This window comes from Catenibacterium sp. GCM10023432, from assembly GCF_042651925.1.
Classification (GTDB): domain Bacteria; phylum Bacillota_I; class Bacilli_A; order Erysipelotrichales; family Coprobacillaceae; genus Catenibacterium; species Catenibacterium mitsuoka.
The window spans coordinates 24,318-41,185 of record NZ_JBHSEB010000069.1 but is presented as its reverse complement, the minus strand read 5'-3'; the positions used below and the strand labels follow the sequence as shown (position 1 = coordinate 41,185).

General features: G+C 36.3%; 15 protein-coding genes and 1 other annotated feature. Of the genes, 1 reads left to right on the top strand and 14 read right to left on the bottom strand.

The features are described 5' to 3' along the window. Nucleotides 1-72: 72 nt before the first annotated feature. Nucleotides 73-729, top strand: a complete 657-nt coding sequence (locus ACFOZZ_RS09090; protein WP_376815104.1) for a sensor histidine kinase — start codon at nucleotides 73-75, stop codon at nucleotides 727-729. Nucleotides 730-750: 21 nt separating this feature from the next. On the opposite strand, the gene ilvB is transcribed toward ACFOZZ_RS09090, so the two are convergent. From ilvB to ACFOZZ_RS09020, 14 genes are all read right to left on the bottom strand, one after another. Continuing rightward, nucleotides 751-2,427, bottom strand: coding sequence for a biosynthetic-type acetolactate synthase large subunit (gene ilvB / locus ACFOZZ_RS09085; RefSeq protein WP_278779405.1), 1,677 nt, complete (start codon nucleotides 2,425-2,427; stop codon nucleotides 751-753). Between the two features lie 16 nt (nucleotides 2,428-2,443). After that, nucleotides 2,444-4,117: a dihydroxy-acid dehydratase gene (gene ilvD, locus ACFOZZ_RS09080; RefSeq protein ID WP_376815103.1), complete on the bottom strand. Its 1,674-nt coding sequence runs from the start codon at nucleotides 4,115-4,117 to the stop codon at nucleotides 2,444-2,446. A 9-nt stretch (nucleotides 4,118-4,126) separates the two neighbouring features. Then, entirely contained in the window at nucleotides 4,127-5,209 is a 1,083-nt protein-coding gene (gene leuB / locus ACFOZZ_RS09075; protein WP_278779407.1) for a 3-isopropylmalate dehydrogenase, read from the bottom strand. Nucleotides 5,210-5,214: 5 nt separating this feature from the next. After that, nucleotides 5,215-5,706, bottom strand: a complete 492-nt coding sequence (leuD, locus tag ACFOZZ_RS09070; RefSeq protein ID WP_006505167.1) for a 3-isopropylmalate dehydratase small subunit — start codon at nucleotides 5,704-5,706, stop codon at nucleotides 5,215-5,217. After that, on the bottom strand, nucleotides 5,706-6,983 hold the full coding sequence (leuC, locus tag ACFOZZ_RS09065) for a 3-isopropylmalate dehydratase large subunit (RefSeq protein ID WP_278597099.1): 1,278 nt from the start codon (nucleotides 6,981-6,983) through the stop codon (nucleotides 5,706-5,708). Before leuC ends, leuD begins: the two co-directional genes overlap by 1 nt. A 196-nt stretch (nucleotides 6,984-7,179) precedes the next feature. Then, nucleotides 7,180-7,710: an RNA-guided endonuclease InsQ/TnpB family protein gene (locus ACFOZZ_RS09060; RefSeq protein ID WP_376815105.1), complete on the bottom strand. Its 531-nt coding sequence runs from the start codon at nucleotides 7,708-7,710 to the stop codon at nucleotides 7,180-7,182. A 19-nt stretch (nucleotides 7,711-7,729) separates the two neighbouring features. Then, a complete protein-coding gene (locus ACFOZZ_RS09055; protein ID WP_376815102.1) occupies nucleotides 7,730-8,317 on the bottom strand; it encodes an RNA-guided endonuclease InsQ/TnpB family protein in 588 nt (195 codons plus the stop codon). 665 nt (nucleotides 8,318-8,982) lie between these two features. Further along, the gene (gene ilvC / locus ACFOZZ_RS09050) at nucleotides 8,983-9,999 is read right to left on the bottom strand and encodes a ketol-acid reductoisomerase (protein WP_278779476.1); all 1,017 of its coding nucleotides are present in this window, start codon (nucleotides 9,997-9,999) and stop codon (nucleotides 8,983-8,985) included. 6 nt (nucleotides 10,000-10,005) lie between these two features. Further along, nucleotides 10,006-10,530, bottom strand: a complete 525-nt coding sequence (gene ilvN, locus ACFOZZ_RS09045) for an acetolactate synthase small subunit (protein WP_055232799.1) — start codon at nucleotides 10,528-10,530, stop codon at nucleotides 10,006-10,008. Beyond that, nucleotides 10,530-12,218, bottom strand: a complete 1,689-nt coding sequence (leuA, locus tag ACFOZZ_RS09040) for a 2-isopropylmalate synthase (RefSeq protein ID WP_055232797.1) — start codon at nucleotides 12,216-12,218, stop codon at nucleotides 10,530-10,532. The genes ilvN and leuA overlap by 1 nt, the downstream gene beginning before the upstream one ends. A 53-nt stretch (nucleotides 12,219-12,271) precedes the next feature. Continuing rightward, nucleotides 12,272-12,525: a binding site (T-box leader), on the bottom strand. Nucleotides 12,526-12,801: 276 nt separating this feature from the next. Then, complete coding sequence (locus tag ACFOZZ_RS09035; protein ID WP_278779478.1) at nucleotides 12,802-13,830, bottom strand: D-alanine--D-alanine ligase family protein; 1,029 nt, start codon at nucleotides 13,828-13,830, stop codon at nucleotides 12,802-12,804. A gap of 1 nt (nucleotide 13,831) precedes the next feature. Further along, nucleotides 13,832-15,175 (bottom strand): UDP-N-acetylmuramoyl-tripeptide--D-alanyl-D-alanine ligase, encoded by a 1,344-nt coding sequence (locus ACFOZZ_RS09030; protein ID WP_055232790.1) that lies wholly within the window; start codon nucleotides 15,173-15,175, stop codon nucleotides 13,832-13,834. Nucleotides 15,176-15,253: 78 nt separating this feature from the next. Further along, on the bottom strand, nucleotides 15,254-16,480 hold the full coding sequence (locus ACFOZZ_RS09025) for a DUF5050 domain-containing protein (protein WP_376815101.1): 1,227 nt from the start codon (nucleotides 16,478-16,480) through the stop codon (nucleotides 15,254-15,256). Continuing rightward, entirely contained in the window at nucleotides 16,481-16,750 is a 270-nt protein-coding gene (locus ACFOZZ_RS09020) for a hypothetical protein (RefSeq protein WP_055232787.1), read from the bottom strand. Nucleotides 16,751-16,868 lie beyond the last annotated feature (118 nt).

The window sequence follows — 16,868 nt, the reverse complement described above, 5'->3', positions numbered from 1 at the left end:
TTTACTGTTTATATAGATAAAATTGAGGGTAGTGTATTTGTGCTATGTAATATAGATTTTTGACACTACCGAGTGACATTAGAGGAAAATTATGAGAAAGAAAAAGAAATGCAGCAGACACATCATGATCTGATTACTGCCATGTCCCATGATTTAAGAACTCCTCTCACAAGTTTAAGAGGTTATCTGGATATTCTTGCCTTACATTGTTTCAAGGATCAGGAACAGATGGATAACTACTTACATAGATGTATTGACAAAGTAGAACAAATCAAAGAATTGTCTAATAAGACATTTGCCTATTCACTTGTGTTTGAACAGAATAGTCATCCTCAATTAGAAAAGATATCTACAGAAGAACTCTTAGGTTATATAGAAGAGAATCTTAACTATCTAGAATTAGAAGGTTTTATCATTCACAAAGACATTAAATACATAAAAAAAGAAGTCCTTTTAGACTTCTCCATGATCAAAAGAATGATCAATAACCTCTGTTCTAATATCCAGAAGTATTCAGATAAACATGTTGATATGACTCTTACTCTTGATGATTCTTTTGATCTCCTCTTAACCAATAAAAAGAAGAGTGACTTATCTAAAGTAGAAAGTAATAAGATTGGTTTAAAAAGTGTAAAACGTATTGTAGAATTACATGAAGGAGCATGTTCTATTGAAGATAGTGAAAAAACATTCTCCATCCATATCTCTATCCCATTAAAAAAGGCTTGATTTTATTTCAAGCCTTTTTAATTACTTATTAATATCTGCTTCATCAAATACTTCCGCAATAGAGCTTCCTGGCGCTACCATTGGGAATACTTTGTCATCATCATCAATGATACATTCGATTACAACTGGACCATGATAATCCACTGCTTCCTGTAAAGCAGGCATCACTTCTTCTTTCTTAGTGACACGGATGGCTTTACAGCCTAATCCTTCTGCTACCTTACAGAAGTCTACCTTATCATGAAGTACTGTTGCACTATAGCGTTCACCATAAAATAATGTCTGCCACTGTCTTACCATTCCAAGTACATGGTTATTAAGTACTACTTCAATGATTGGGATATTGTAACGTGATGCAGTGGCTAATTCATTGAGGTTCATACGGAAACATCCATCCCCTGCAATATTGAATACTAACTGATCAGGACAGCCATATTTAGCTCCCATTGCTGCACCTAGTCCATAACCCATAGTACCAAGTCCACCAGAACTTAAGAACTGTCTAGGACGTCTATAGTGATAATACTGAGCGGCCCACATCTGGTTCTGACCTACTTCAGTTGTAATAATAGCCTGAGAATCAGTGAAGTTATCAATCTGTTCAATTACATATGGACCAGTTAATCTAGACTGATCATAAGTTAAAGGATAACGATCCTTTAATGTACGTACTTCCTTCATCCATCCCGGATGGTTCTGTTGTGTTAAAGTCAAATTAATAGCTTCAATAACATCTTTTGCATCTCCGACAATACCTAAATCAACAGGCACATTCTTATCGATTTCTGCATCATCGACATCAATATGAATAATCTTCGCATTCTTCGCAAATGTATCCACATTACCTGTAATACGGTCACTGAAACGTACACCAATCGCAATCAATAAATCACATTCTGATACACCGATATTACTTGCTTTAGTCCCGTGCATTCCTAGCATCCCTGCATAACGTGGATTAGTGCCATCATAAGCCCCTTTACCCATTAATGTATCAGTAACAGGTGCATCGATCTTTTCTACTAATTCTTTTAGAGCTGCACTCGCCTGAGAGGTAATACATCCACCACCGACAAATACGAATGGCTTTTCTGATGCTTCAATCATCTCTACAGCTTTCTTAATAGAAGCTGTAGGGAATGTATAATGACGGCTGCCAATGACATCTGGCACCTTTTTAGTATATTCACATGAACTTACAGTCGCATTCTTAGTCATATCGACTAGTACTGGACCTGGACGACCTTCTTTCGCAATCTGAAATGCTTTACGAATAGTAGGAGCCAATTCTTCTGGTGATTTACAAATAAAGTTATGTTTAGTAATAGGGATAGTCACACCCTTGATATCAATTTCCTGGAAGGCATCTTTACCTAAGGCATTAACACCTACGTTGGCAGTTAAAGCAACTAAAGGAATAGAATCCATCATGGCTGTCGCAATACCTGTGACAAGGTTAGTGGCACCTGGTCCACTTGTTGCCATACAGACGCCCACTTTTCCAGTGGCACGTGCATAACCATCAGCTGCATGAGCCGCCCCCTGTTCATGAGATGTAAGGATATGATGAATCTTATCCTGATATTTATATAAACTATCATAGACTTCTAGGATTGTCCCTCCTGGATAGCCAAAGATAGTATCAACGCCCTGTTCAAGAAGGCTTTCTACTACAATGTCCGATCCTTTCATTAACATTTTGGATTCTCCCCCTTTACTTATCATTTGGCTGTAATACAGCACCTGTATTGGCACTTGTTACCTGTGCAGCATAACGTCTTAAGTAACCTGTAGTGATACGAGGTTCTCTTGGCTGCCATTTAGCACGACGTGCTTCTAATGTAGCATCATCTACAGCTACATTAATTTTATTATTTGGAATATCAATAGAAATCATATCTCCTTCTTCAATTAAAGCAATAGGTCCTCCTACTGCTGCTTCAGGAGATACATGTCCAATAGAAGCCCCTCTAGTTGCCCCTGAGAAACGACCATCTGTAATTAATGCAACATCTTTATCAAGTCCCATACCAGCGATTTCACTTGTAGGAGATAACATTTCTCTCATACCAGGACCACCTTTAGGACCTTCATAACGAATAACAACAACGTCACCCTTGACAATCTTACCAGCACGAATTGCCTTGATTGCATCATCTTCACTATCAAATACTCTCGCTGGTCCAGTATGTGTCATCATTTCAGGAGCCACTGCAGCTGCCTTAACGACACAGCTATCAGGTGCAATATTACCCTTTAATACCGCAATACCACCTGTTTTCATATAAGGGTTATCAACAGGACGGATGATTTCTGGATCTAAGTTTACACATCCTGCAATATTTTCTTTAACAGTCTTACCAGTACATGTGATACCTGTTGTATCTAAGATACCTAATGAATCAAGTTCATTCATGACTGCATATACGCCACCGGCATCATCTAAATCTTCCATAAATGTAGAACCTGCTGGTGCTAAGTGACAAAGGTTTGGTGTATATTTAGAAATTTCATTCGCAATTTCAAGATTTAATTCAACACCTGCTTCATGTGCGATAGCTGGTAAATGAAGCATTGAGTTTGTAGAACATCCTAAGGCCATGTCCACTGTCATCGCATTCTTGAATGCAGCAGAAGTCATGATATCTCTTGGTTTGATGTTCTTTTCTACTAATTCCATGATCTTCATACCAGCATGTTTCGCAAGTCTGATACGTGCTGAATAAACAGCTGGAATAGTTCCATTACCACGAAGACCCATACCGAGTGCTTCTGTTAAACAGTTCATAGAGTTCGCTGTATACATACCTGAACATGAACCACATGTTGGACATGCTTTTTCTTCAAATTCTTCAAGATGAGCCGCATCTAGAGTACCTGCATTATATTGACCAACTGCTTCAAATAGTGAAGAAAGACAAGTTTTCTTACCATTTAATTTCTTACCTGCAAGCATTGGTCCACCTGATACAAAGATAGTTGGAATATTTAAACGTGCAGCTGCCATTAATAAGCCTGGAACGTTCTTATCACAGTTAGGAATCATAACAAGACCATCAAACTGATGTGCTGTCGCCAGACATTCTGTACTATCTGCAATTAATTCTCTTGTAACGAGTGAATATTTCATACCTGTATGGTTCATCGCAATACCATCACATACTGCAATCGCAGGTACTTCAACTGGTACACCGCCCGCTAAATAAACACCTTTCTTAACTGCTTCACTGATCTTATCGAGATTCATATGACCAGGAACAATTTCATTATATGAACAAACTACCCCGATTAGAGGTCTTTCTAATTCTTCTTCTGTCATGCCTAAGGCATTGAAGAGTGAACGATGAGGTGCACGTTCTACTCCTTTTTTTACATTATCACTTCTCATATTACCCTCCTAAAGTCTTTCTACTACAGCATCACCCATCTGTGATGTAGATACTTTTGTCATTCCTTCTTTATAAATATCAACTGTACGGATATTATCCGCAAGAACCTTTTCTACTGCTTTTTCAATACATGCTGCTTCTTCATCCATATCAAATGAATAACGTAGCATCATAGCAGCACTTAAGATAGTCGCAAGTGGATTCGCAATATTCTGTCCGGCAATATCAGGTGCACTGCCATGGCTTGGTTCATACATACCTAGACTGTCTTCACGAAGTGAAGCACTTGATAACATACCAATAGAACCTGTGACCATAGATGCTTCATCACTTAAGATATCCCCAAACATATTCTCAGTGAGGACAACATCAAACTGTGCTGGATCTTTAACTAACTGCATGGCACAGTTATCTACAAGCATATGTTCTACTTTTACTTCTGGGAAGTCCTGAGCCACTTCATTCACAATCTTACGCCATAAGCGAGATGTATCTAAAACATTGGCTTTATCCACACTTGTAAGTTTCTTACCACGTTTCATCGCAATTTCAAATCCTCTTTGTGCGATACGTTTAATTTCATGTTCTGAATAAACAAGATTATCATGAGCCACTAATTCACCATTGATTTCTTTTGTGTTTCTTTCACCAAAATATAAACCACCAGTAAGTTCTCTTACGATAATCATATCAAAGCCTGCTTCTGATGTGCTTTCCTTTAAAGGACATGCACCTGCAAGTTCTTTATATAAATAAGCAGGTCTTAAGTTTGCGAACAAACCTAATTCTTTTCTAATCTTTAATAATCCTGCTTCTGGTCTTAATGTAGGATCTAATTTATACCATGGAGATGTATTAGTATCTCCCCCAATAGAACCTAATAATACAGCATCGCTGTTTTTTGCGACTTCCAATGCCTCATCAGTTAATGGGACTCCATAAGCATCAATAGAACAGCCTCCCATGAGGATATTCTTGTAGTTGAATGTATGATTATATTTCTTTGCGATGGCATCAAGTACCTTAATTGCTTCATTCACAATTTCAGGACCGATTCCATCACCTTTAATAACCGCAATATTCTTTTCCATATCCTCTATCCTTTCTTATTATTGACATAGTTTACAAGACCACCCTGTTCAATAATCTTCTGCATGAATGGTGGGAAAGGCTGACCCTGATATTCTGTATTCTTAGTGAGGTTATAAATCTTACCTGTTTCATAATCTACTTTTACTTCATCGCCATCATCAATACCATCTACGGCTTCTGGACATTCAAGAATCGCAAAACCGATATTAATAGAGTTACGATAGAAGATACGTGCAAAGCTTTTTGCGATAACACATGAAACACCTGCTGTCTTTAATGCAAGAGGGGCATGTTCTCTTGATGAACCACAGCCAAAGTTCTTCTTTGCGACAATAATATCACCAGGCTGGACTCTTTCTACAAATGTAGGATCTAAGTCCACCATAGCGTGACTTGCTAATTCTTTGGCATCAAATGAATTAAGATATCTTGCTGGAATAATAACGTCTGTATCAACGTTATCACCATATTTAAATACTCTACCTTTAGCTTCCATTAGTTATTACCTCCGAATTTTTCTGGATTTGCGATATAACCTGCAATCGCACTTGCAGCTGCTGTTTCAGGAGATGCAAGATAAATTAATGATTCTACATCACCCATACGTCCAACGAAGTTTCTATTTGTAGTAGAAACACACTTTTCACCTTTCGCAAGTACACCCATATGACCACCCATACATGGACCACAGCTTGGTGTATTGACAGCACATCCTGCTTCTACAAATGTTTCTAGAATACCTTCTAGGATACACTGTAAGTAAATCTTCTGAGTTGCTGGTACAACCATCACTCTCACATTATCAGCCACTTTCTTACCTTTAAGAATAGCGGCTGCTTTTCTTAAGTCTTCCATACGACCATTTGTACATGATCCAATAACAACCTGATCAATATAGATCTTATCCATTGCTTCAATTTCATCCACTGTCTTTGCATTACCTGGAAGATGAGGGAAAGCAACAGTTGGTCTAATAGCAGATAAATCTACATCTACCACTTCTTCATATTCTGCGTCTTTATCTGCTTCATAGATCTTATAGTCACGTTTAGCATGTTTATCTAAGTATTCAATAGCGGCTTCATCAACAGGGAAGATACCGTTCTTAGCTCCTGCTTCAATAGCCATATTACAAATAGTGAAACGATCTGCCATAGATAATTCTTTGACACCCTCACCCGTAAATTCCATTGATTTATATAATGCTCCATCTACACCAATACGTCCAATAATATGTAAAATAACATCCTTACCAGATACGTATTTTGGTAGTTTACCATGAAGATTAAATTTAATGGCTGAAGGTACCTTGAACCATAATTGTCCAGTCGCCATACCTGTCGCAATATCAGTTGTTCCTACACCTGTAGAGAAAGCACCAATAGCCCCATAAGTACAAGTATGTGAGTCTGCACCAATGACAGCATCACCTGCCACAACAATGCCGCTTTCAGGTAAGATAGCATGTTCTACACCACATTTACCCTGTTCCATATGATGTGTTAATCCCTGCTCACGAGAGAATTCTCTGATTGCTTTAGAGTTCTCTGCAGATTTAATATCTTTATTAGGTGTAAAGTGATCTGGCACTAAGACAACCTTATCTTTATCAAAGACCTTATCAGCCATTTTCTTAAAGATTGGTAAAGCCATAGGTCCTGTAATATCATTTGCCATTACAATATCTACATTTGCTTCAATTAATTCACCTGCATGAACTTCTTTTACTCCCGCATGATCAGCTAAGATCTTCTGCGTCATTGTCATTCCCATTATATATAATCCTGCCACTCAAAATGTGATTAAATATACTCACATCAAGATAATGTAAGTTCTCACGAACATTACTTACTATGTCATCGTGTATGCTTTTGATTGACCGAAATCATATCTACTCACAAGTTCTAGTACACTCCATAGTCGTAAATTCCCGAAATAGCCTTCGGTACATACTTACGTTTGCGTTTGTTTATGCAACTTCGTAAGTCGTAGCATCTCTAAGATTAAGTGCAGCATTGAAATCTCTGTCTTCGATATAACCACAGTCACATCTGAAAATTCTATCTGAAAGCTTTAAATCTTTCTTGATTCTTTTACAGCAATGACATGTCTTAGATGATGGAAACCATCTATCTACTGTTCGTTGTTCGATTCCGTTCTCTTTGCATTTAGCTAGAAGCTTTGTTTTAAATTCATAAAACTTCTGCGAAGCAACTGCCTTTGAAAGATGTCTGTTCTTCATCATTCCTGATACGTTTAGATCTTCAATCGTTATATAAGACGGCTTGGTTTTCACTATCTCTGCGATTGTCTTATTGATGTAATCAGTACGAATATTGTCAATTCTATGATGAAGTTTCTGTATCTTAAGCTTTTGTTTCTGTATATTTCTTTTTTGAGTGGACTCTCCTTTCTTTAGATTTTCATACTTTCGAGAAAGACTTCTCTGTTCTCGAATAAGCTTTTTCTCAAGCTTTCTTAATTTTGCAGATTTATTGATGTTCTTATAAGCTTTTCCATCAGAGACAATCGCAAAGTCCTTTACTGGAATTATTGGCTGTTCTTCTATCTGGGATTTCTATAAGAACTGAAACATAGTATCTGTCAGCCTTTATTGAGACATGACCGCTCTTAATTACATATCCATCCTTTGTTGTGGGAATATATCCTTTTTCTTTGATGCGCACCCACCCAAGTGACGGAATCTTGATTCTATGTCTTTCACATTGGCAATCTTTTGGATTATTCCTTACAAAGTACATTTTCACATTAGATTTGCCTTTTTTCTTAAATTTTGGAAAGGCGCTCTTGTGATCGAAGAATCTTTTAAATGCGGTCTGTCCGTTATTTACTGCTTGTGTTACCGATTTTGAATAAGCTTCCTTGATCCAGGAATATTCTGGATGGCTTGGAAGAAACTCATTGTTCAGCCATACTCTAAATTGGCTGCTGCTCATAAACTTTCTGCCACTTTCATGAAGCTCCTTATTATGAGCAAGATAGAAGTTATAGATAAATCTGCAAGTACCTATTGTTTTACGAATCTTGACTTTCTGCTCATCTGTTGGGTTTATTTCCGTCTTGAAGCTCTTCAGCAATTTCCTCATCCCTTTCTATCATTTTTTTATACTTACGAAGCCCTTTGCAACCTGCAGGAGAACACACGGAGTATTGAAACAATATCTTGCGCGAGTTCTTCATCTGATTTCTAATCTAATTATAGAATAAATGGAAAATTCATGCATCAAGTTCAGCTTCATGAACGCCTATTAATCGGCGTTAATAAAATTTAATTTTCACTAACCTGTGGTTTATGGGTATTCAAATTATGGTCTTGATTTTTTGTTCCATTACCTCATCTGATAAATCGTTACACGCTTTCAACAATTTTCAATACACTGGTCTACAATAATTCTTTTGCATTACAAAACTATCTTGAAAATGTAACTCGATTTAGTAAATGACGATTATAAGTATAATAATGCCTATTAGTTTGGGTTCGGTTTGCCTTTAAAGTTCCTTCTCTATATCAACGTTATAATACCTTAACAGATACGCCTAAAAGTCAATAAAATCCGTTTGTTTAGAATTTGTGATATTTGATGTGTTCATTTTAATGCTCTCCTTTGCGGGAATCTGAACACATTTAATCACAATAGTCAATATATTTAGTTACTTATATTTTCCTCCTCAAGTTATTTTTGAATGTTGTAACGAGAAAGTACGAATGTACTTCCTCGTTACAACACACAAAGTGTGTGTTGCTTAGTGATTAGTTATTTAAAAGTTTATCTTCATCAGACCAAGAATATAATGAACGGATATCAGCACCTACTTTTTCACATTCGTGTTCATTATGTAACTGTCTCATTGCTTTGAAGTGAGCCTGTCCACCTGCTGCTGACATTTCAAGTAAGAATTCTTTAGCAAATGAACCATCCTGGATATCAGCTAATACTTTCTTCATTGCTTTCTTAGTGTCTTCAGTGATTAATTTAGGACCAGTGATATAGTCACCATATTCTGCAGTATTAGAAATAGATTTTCTCATACCTTCGAAACCAGACTGGTAGATTAAGTCTACGATTAACTTCATTTCATGGATACATTCAAAGTATGCATTCTTTGGATCGTAACCAGCTTCTACTAATACTTCGAAACCAGTCTGCATTAACTGACATACACCACCACAAAGAACTGCCTGTTCACCAAATAAGTCTGTTTCAGTTTCAGTTCTGAATGTAGTATCTAATAGACCAGCTCTTGCCCCACCGATTGCAGCACCATAAGCTAATGCATAATCATGAGCCTTACCAGTATAATCCTGTTCAACTGCTACTAGACAAGGAGTACCTTTACCTGCCTGGTATTCTGAACGTACTGTATGACCTGGAGCCTTTGGCGCAATCATAGTTACATCAACATTCTTTGGTGGAACGATCTGATTGAAATGAATATTGAAACCATGAGCGAACATTAACATATCGCCTTCGTTTAAGTTTGGTTCGATAGTTTCCTTATAAAGTTTAGCCTGTAATTCATCAGGAATTAATACCATGATGATATCTGCCCAAGCAGCTGCATCAGCAGATGTCATAACCTTAAGTCCCTGTTCTTCTGCTTTCTTCCAAGACTTAGAACCTTCGTATAGACCAACAACAACGTCTACTCCAGATTCTTTAAGGTTTAATGCATGTGCATGTCCCTGAGAACCATAACCGATGATAGCAACCTTTCTACCATCCAATAAAGATAAATCACAGTCTGTGTTGTAATAGATTTTAGCCATATTTAATTACCCCCTATTTTTCTGAGCTTTCATCTTTTCTATATCAAAATCATCTAGTCCTCTTCCGATGCCAGCAATACCAGTACGGACGATTTCGGTGATATTGAACGTATCTAACATTGTGAGAATACCATTGATCTTATTTTGATCACCTGTCACTTCCACAACGAGTGAATTTGGCGCAACATCTACAATCTGCGCTCTAAATATATTGACTATTGACACAATATCAGGTCTTTGTGAGTGGTCTGCTTCTACCTTAATAAGCACCAATTCACGATAGACTGAATGGTCATCATCTAACGGAAATATTTCAATTACATCTTCCAGCTTTCTTAACTGCTTCTTAATCTGTGCAAGAGTGGCTGGTTCTCCTCTTGCAGATACTGTCATACGTGAGACTGTTGGATCATTTGTTTCCCCAACAGTCAATGAATCAATGTTGTAGCCTCTTCTAGAGAATAATCCAGCGACACGGCTTAGTACACCGGATGTATTATCAACTAGAATAGACAGGACAAGTCTTTCCATTAAGCGGCCTCCCTCATATCTTTATGTATTCTATTCATTGCTGAAATAATTGCTTTAATAGTTGCAGTTGTAATATTTGGATGAACACCTACACCCCACTCAATAATAGATGTACCTTTTGCTCTAAGCTGTACATAAGCAGCTGCTTTAGCACTTGAACCAGATGTTAATGCATGTTCTGAGTAATCTAATAAGTGAATATAATGGTAGCCATTATCATTGAAGGCATTCTTAACTGCATCAATTGGTCCATTACCATAACCAACAATTGTACGCTTCTCGCCATGATCACGAATTGTTAATTCTACTTTTCTTTCATATTCGTTTTCGGCATCTTCTGAGATGTCTGTTAGTTTCTGATATACGAACTGGAATGGTTCTTCATTTTCAATATATTCATTTCTGAAAGTATCATAGATTCTTTCTGGTGATACTTCACCTTCTGCTTCAGAAATATTCTGTACGATCTTTGCGAAGTCACCCTGTAATGCTTTAGGTAGATGATAACCAAAGACTGTATCCATAACGAAGGCCACGCCACCTTTACCTGACTGAGAGTTAATACGAACAATTGGTTCATATTGTCTATTTAAGTCAGCTGGATCAATTGGAAGATAAGGTACTTCCCACTGCTTCTGCTGTCTTTCATGATATTTATGAATACCTTTATTAATCGCATCCTGATGACTTCCAGAGAAAGCAGTAAATACTAACTGACCTGCATATGGTGAACGAGGATCCACTTCCATCTTTGTACATTCTTCATAGACACGCTTGATTTCATTCATCTGTGTGAAGTCAAGTTCTGGATTGATACCATGTGTATACATATTTAATGCAACAGTGACAATATCAACATTACCTGTTCTTTCACCATTTCCAAATAGTGTTCCTTCTACTCGATCAGCCCCTGCCATTAATGCAAGTTCTGTAGCGGCTACCCCACAGCCTCTATCATTATGTGGATGAACAGAAAGAATCACTCTTTCACGATCCTTTAGGTTTCTACATACATATTCAACCTGGTCCGCAAAAACATTTGGTGTGTCCATTTCTACAGTAGAAGGTAGATTGACAATCACTTTATTATCCTTAGAAGCTCCCCATACATCTAAGACTGCATCCACTACTTCTACCGCATAATCCATTTCTGTACCAGTGAAGCTTTCAGGTGAATATTCAAGAATAACTTGACCTTTAAAGTTATCACATAACTTCTTTACAAGAGCACAGCCATCTGTCGCAATCTTCTTGATTTCATCTTTATCTTTGTTGAAGACAACATCTCTTTGAAGAATACTTGTAGAGTTATAAATATGCACAATAGCACGATCTAAGCCATCAAGGGCTTCAAATGTTCTTTTAATCAAATGTTCACGACACTGAGTTAATACCTGAACAGTAACATCATCAGGAATGAGGTTTTCTTCAATCAATAGTCTTAGGAAATCATATTCAATCTGTGAAGCAGATGGGAAACCTACTTCAATTTCCTTGAATCCAAGTTCTACTAATAACTTGAACATTCTGACCTTTTCCTGAATATTCATTGGTGTCACTAATGCCTGGTTACCATCACGTAAATCTACTGAACACCAGATAGGTGCTTTTTCAATTGTCTTATCTGGCCAGGTGCGGTCTTTCAAGCTTACTGTTTCAAATCTCTTGTACTTTTGGTAATTCATCATAATTGTTTATTCTCCTTTCCAACCTATAAAAAAAGCCCTCGCCCCTACTAGCGTAAGAGGACGAGAGAATGATTCTTCGTGGTTCCACCTCAATTTATTGATACCTCACAATATCAACCTTATCGAGTACGCTTTATATGTAAAGTTCATACTCTAGCGAGATAACGGTCGCAAATGCCGTAGCAGCCTACTTAATTCAGTGCTCCACTCAAGGATGAGTTCAAAGATGATCAAACAGTTCTTTACACCAGCCAGAACCTCTCTGCGCTTTCATCATTCCCCTACTAGTTCCTATCAAAGTCGTTTTCTTTTGGGTTGTTGTGTTTATCATATACTTCTGATATAGACATGTCAATAAACTTTTTAACTTTTTTCCTTATTTTCCTAATTATATTAATAATTTGTCGGATATTCAGTTTTATAAGCGGTTTCTTATCATAACTTATATAAATTTTATCGTAATATTCAATATTTTCTTCATTGTTTTTAATTACAGACATTTTCACACTTACTTCGCAAATTATTTATTATTTTAATAATTATTTATCTATTAAAACCATAAAAAAAGATGTCTTTCGACATCTTATCTCTGTAATGCAAGCTTGATTAATTCATCAATAAGAGCTGGTGTATCTAGTCCAGCATCCTTCATTAACTGAGGATACATAGAGATATTTGTAAAGCCAGGCATTGTATTGATTTCATTTAAATATACATTTCCTGTATCGTTATCATAGAAGAAATCACATCTAGCTAGACCTGTTCCATCTACTGCCTTGAATGCTTTCACTGCAGCCTGTCTAATATAATCCTGGATAGACTGATCTACTTTTGCAGGAATGCAGGTAGCACTCTGTTCATCTTCATATTTAGATTCATATGTATAGAATTCACCATGAGGTAAAATCTGTCCTACACGTGATGCACTGATATCATCATTACCAATAACAGCACATTCTAATTCTGTAGCATTAATAGCTTTTTCTACAACAACATGACGGTCATAAGTTGCTGCTTCATGAAGTCTTGGTAATAATTCAGTAAGACTATTTACTTTATAACATCCTACACTTGAACCAGAACGACTTGCTTTCACAAAGCAAGGGAATCCTAAGTGTGTATAGATTTCCATTTCTACGTTAAAGCTTTCTCTTCCTTCATCGTCTACTACAACTAATTTATCATCATATCTCTTCTTAACATATAAAGAAGGCACCTGAGGAATATTAGCCTGATCAAATAATTTCTTTGCATAGATCTTATCCATTGCCGTACATGATGCCATCACACGGCATCCAACATAAGGAATCTGAGCCATTTCTAATAAGCCCTGGATTGTTCCATCTTCACCAAACTGACCATGTAGTACAGGGAATACAACATCAAATGATTTTAAGAAAGTAAAATGATCAGTGATCTTTGTTGCACCTTCTAACCAGTTATCACTAGAGAAATCAGTAGATACTAAATCATACCATTCTCCTTCTTTTGTGATACCTGCAACTTTAACGTCATATTTAGTCTTATCGGCATTTTTATAGATATTCACACATGACATACGGCTAACAGCATGTTCTGTAGACTGTCCACCACATACTAATAATAATTTCATCCTAATTATTCTCCTTTAAATCATTAATGACTTCTTTTAAATGCATACCATTAGAAGCCTTGACTAGAACAACATCATTTTCTTCTAGACATTCCTGTAAATAAGCACTTAAAGAGGCATTATCATCAAAATGATAGGCAACACCTGGTTTTGCTTTATTTACTTCGTCTGAAATATAACGCGCAGCAGGACCTACAGTCAAGACTAAATCAATATTCTTTTTAAGTAAATGAGCACCTACAGCACGATGAAGTGTTTCTTCATAGTCTCCAAGCTCTAACATATCCCCTAATACTGCAATCTTACGATCTGCATAACCTGATAATACATCAATACTTGATTTCATAGAATCAAGGTTCGCATTATAAGTGCCATCAATAACACGGATATGACGCTCAAGTGTTAAGATATCATTTCTATTTTTAGTTAATTCAAATGTTTCAATACCCTTGATACATTTTTCCATTGGAATATTTAATAATAAACCAACCTGAATCGCTATCAATGCATTAAAGATAAAGTGAACACCGGGTACATAGACTCTTACTGCATAGTCCTTACCATCCACCTTCACTCTAAATGATGACATATCTTCATTCAAGATAATATCTGTTGCCTTTAAGTCTGCATCACTTTCGATACCAATTGTTTTCAAAGAGATTCCTTCAGGATGTACTGTAGATAAAAGATCATTGTCGTTATTCACAACTAAAGTACCATGGTTCATACCATGAACGATTTCCATCTTCGCCTGTAGAATATTTTCTCTTGAACCAAGTTCACCAATATGTGCTGTACCGATATTTGTGATAGCCGCAATATCTGGTAATGCAATCTTAGTTAAGTAATCTATTTCTTCTAAATGGTTCATACCCATTTCAATAACCATGACTTCTTCACCATTATAACGAAGAATAGTGAGTGGAAGTCCAATATTATTATTGAAGTTTCCTTGTGTTTTTAATGTTGTATATTGCTGTGAAATAACACTTGCAATCATATCTTTAGTACTTGTTTTTCCTGCTGAACCAGTAATACCTACAACTTTTGCATTTGAATGAACACGTACATAACGTGCCAAATCACCTAATGCCTTCATTGTATCTTCTACTAAAATGACATTGTGTGAATCATCCTCAATAGGATGACTTGTCAAAGTTGCAGCTGCACCATTTTCAAATGCCTGTGGAATGTAGTCATGCCCATCTTTAATGCCTACAAGAGGGATATATAAGTTTCCTGGCTGAATCACACGTGTATCCTGTGTAAAGCCATTCACCTGGTCATCTAAGTGACCATTTAAGAGTTTTCCGTTTGTTGCCTCAATAATTTCGCTTATTAACATATAATCATCTCCATTTTTTACCCACCCATTATAGCATAAATCCTGCGTACAAAAAAAGGCACTGAAGTAAATCAGTACCTAATTCTCAAATATAACTGCATACTTTGTATTAGACGTATTCACGACTTTCCAATCCTGATTGTCTTTGATATATAGCTGATCATTCACAATCTGCATACCATTAATACGATGTGACTGGAATTGATAAACTGCAGTAGGTTCTTTTTTTTCAAAATCAAGACGATACATTTTTGCATCACTTCCTACATAGTAGATAGCCTCATCACTCATCACAAACATAGAATAACCCATATCAGTAAGTATGATCTGCGATTCTTTTGATTTCACACTCACTCTGCCAAGTGACTGTCTATCTGTAATGAAATAAAGATAACCATCATTATAGACTGAACCATATACCTGTTCATTATAGATAGTATCAGTGGCTTTTGTTGTCATATTATATGAAATAATAGAAGACTTACCTGTGAGATAAATGGTATCTCCTACAAAATTCATATTATAAATATGTTCTTCTAATAGTTTTGTAGATATCTTTGTAGAAAGGTCATAGACATAAAGACTTTCATTGTCATCATCATTTTGATAATAAAGCTTATTGTCATGATAAGTCATATAGAATGCCTCTATATTCTGTAATATTTCATGTTTACCTGTCTTTGTATCAAGAACAGAGATATGATGATCACTATCAGTATAATAAAGCTTCTCACCTACCAGATTTAGATAAGTGGCCTGTTTAATACCATAATTCTTGATGACATTCATATTCTTATCTAATTTCACTAACTCATTATTGGCATTAGACATATAGATATAATGGTCATCCGCTGCTACCATTCCATCATTGGACAAGTTAGAATATTGCTCAATGTCAGTTGTTTTCTTAAGCTTTACAATAGAATTAATCTCTTCTGAAACACTTGGACTCGCATCAGAAAACTTAATACTCTTAGAATGTTTAAGATAATATTGTGCACCTGTAGTAGCAAGTATAAGAACTAATACTGAAATAAGAACAACTTTCCAGTTTACTTTACGTGATACCTTTTCTGGTTCATATGTTTTTTCTTCTTCCTGATAAATATCCTCTGTTGGTGTAAAGGACCCCTGTGGACGACGTGTTGTTCCTGCTACAAGTGGTCTTCCACAAAAAGCACAGAATTTCGCATTAGGAATATTCTGATGTCCACAATGTGGACATTTATCATCAAGTGGTGTACCACAGTGAGGACAGAAATGAGCCCCTTCGGGGACTTGTCTATGACATGAAGGGCAGATCATTTATTGGTCATCCCCTGTCTTTTCTTCATCTACAACTTTATATTCTACATCAATGATATCAGGATTATCATTACGTGTACTTGACTGAGATTGAGATGAATACTGTGATTGTGCTTCTTCATACTGCTTTCTGATCTTCTTGAGTTTGAAATATTTCCAGATTTCATATACAACAAACATAATTAATAAAAAAGGCCATGCATACGCAATGATGTTTAAGAAAACAGATAGAATTAAAAATATAATTATAAAATAGATTAGTACATCCATAGAGTTTCTCCTTTAAGTGTAGTCATTATATGTCTCTATTGTAAACATATGATGAACTTACAAAAATTATACCAATTTCAAATAAAAAATAGAAGATGCCTAAGACATCTTCTGAAAT

Excerpts from the sequence above, each read along its gene's own strand:
- ACFOZZ_RS09035 (WP_278779478.1), bottom strand. The coding sequence starts at position 13,830 with ATGAAATTATTATTAGTATGTGGTGGACAGTCTACAGAACATGCTGTT.
- ilvC (WP_278779476.1), bottom strand. The coding sequence starts at position 9,999 with ATGGCTAAAATCTATTACAACACAGACTGTGATTTATCTTTATTGGAT.
- ilvN (WP_055232799.1), bottom strand. The coding sequence starts at position 10,530 with ATGGAAAGACTTGTCCTGTCTATTCTAGTTGATAATACATCCGGTGTA.
- ACFOZZ_RS09025 (WP_376815101.1), bottom strand. The coding sequence starts at position 16,480 with ATGATCTGCCCTTCATGTCATAGACAAGTCCCCGAAGGGGCTCATTTC.
- leuC (WP_278597099.1), bottom strand. The coding sequence starts at position 6,983 with ATGGGAATGACAATGACGCAGAAGATCTTAGCTGATCATGCGGGAGTA.
- ilvD (WP_376815103.1), bottom strand. The coding sequence starts at position 4,117 with ATGAGAAGTGATAATGTAAAAAAAGGAGTAGAACGTGCACCTCATCGT.
- leuD (WP_006505167.1), bottom strand. The coding sequence starts at position 5,706 with ATGGAAGCTAAAGGTAGAGTATTTAAATATGGTGATAACGTTGATACA.
- ilvB (WP_278779405.1), bottom strand. The coding sequence starts at position 2,427 with ATGTTAATGAAAGGATCGGACATTGTAGTAGAAAGCCTTCTTGAACAG.
- leuB (WP_278779407.1), bottom strand. The coding sequence starts at position 5,209 with ATGGAAAAGAATATTGCGGTTATTAAAGGTGATGGAATCGGTCCTGAA.
- leuA (WP_055232797.1), bottom strand. The coding sequence starts at position 12,218 with ATGATGAATTACCAAAAGTACAAGAGATTTGAAACAGTAAGCTTGAAA.
- ACFOZZ_RS09055 (WP_376815102.1), bottom strand. The coding sequence starts at position 8,317 with ATGAGGAAATTGCTGAAGAGCTTCAAGACGGAAATAAACCCAACAGAT.
- ACFOZZ_RS09020 (WP_055232787.1), bottom strand. The coding sequence starts at position 16,750 with ATGGATGTACTAATCTATTTTATAATTATATTTTTAATTCTATCTGTT.
- ACFOZZ_RS09030 (WP_055232790.1), bottom strand. The coding sequence starts at position 15,175 with ATGTTAATAAGCGAAATTATTGAGGCAACAAACGGAAAACTCTTAAAT.